The 880-nt window shown below is 53.5% G+C and carries 1 protein-coding gene; it reads right to left on the bottom strand.

The genetic code is table 11. The features are described from left to right. Positions 1-154 precede the first annotated feature (154 nt). Complete coding sequence (locus RSSM_RS32300; RefSeq protein WP_008675583.1) at positions 155-820, bottom strand: hypothetical protein; 666 nt, start codon at positions 818-820, stop codon at positions 155-157. Between the last annotated feature and the right edge of the window lie 60 nt (positions 821-880).

Here is an 880-nt window from a genome sequence, read left to right as displayed (position 1 = left end):
CGGACAACGGAAGGTTTTTACGACACCGCCCTGAACGAAGCGAACGATACCTGAACTACCAGAAATTGTACCAAGGCCAGCCCGCGTGGCCAAACGGGGAAGGTGTGCCGAAGGCCTCAGCGTAAAAACCATGTTAGGCGACCGTCGCGATGCGCTAACGGCCGACCATCGCCAACAGTTTGAGTACAACATCGTCTAAGTGTGAAGATGGAGACGACAGTCCCATGCTTTTCGTCTCGATTTGCGCGAGGTGTTTCCCAAGCATGTGTGAATCCGCGCCAGATTGGAGTAGTGAGCAGACACCACTGACGTATGAATCGTACTCATCGCGTGCTTCAGGGCAGTCATTGATCCCGATGGGATCCCAGTCTTGCCACAATGAGATGCGCACCATTTCGGTAAGTTCAACAGCGGTTGGCGGTCGTCCATCCGCAGCACGTAGTCTGGTGAGCCAGTTTGCGAACCACTCAAGTGGAAGCACAACGGATGTGAAATCCAACGACTGCAATTCAGCGAGGGTGTACGTGTTGACTAGGGTTAGGCCCCATTGAGCAGCGACATCGTTTGCGATATCGAAATCGGGAGTCTCATCTTGAATGCTTGGATCGTCGTAGTACTGGGCGTAATAGCGTTCGCACCAGTTTGCGATTTGTTGATGCGTATAGGTCGCATTGGCAGCATCGCCCCCAATCGCGAGCAGTTGTATCAAGTTCGCCACCGTGAGCGGAAGGTCGACGGGCGTAGCAGGAGTTTCCGTCCATGAACCAACGAGTTTGTTTCGACCACGTTTTTCTCTCGGTTCAAACTCGTAGTGCGTCATGATTGCCTGAGGTCGCCTAACGGAAGGTTTTTACGACACCGCCCTGAACGAAGCGAGCGA

The organism is Aporhodopirellula sallentina SM41, from assembly GCF_000346505.1.
Classification (GTDB): Bacteria; Planctomycetota; Planctomycetia; order Pirellulales; family Pirellulaceae; genus Rhodopirellula; species Rhodopirellula sallentina.
This window is presented reverse-complemented; position numbering and strand designations above follow the sequence as displayed.

What these genes read in the sequence shown, in the direction of transcription:
- RSSM_RS32300 (WP_008675583.1), bottom strand. Translation starts at nt 820, where the DNA reads ATGACGCACTACGAGTTTGAACCGAGAGAAAAACGTGGTCGAAACAAA.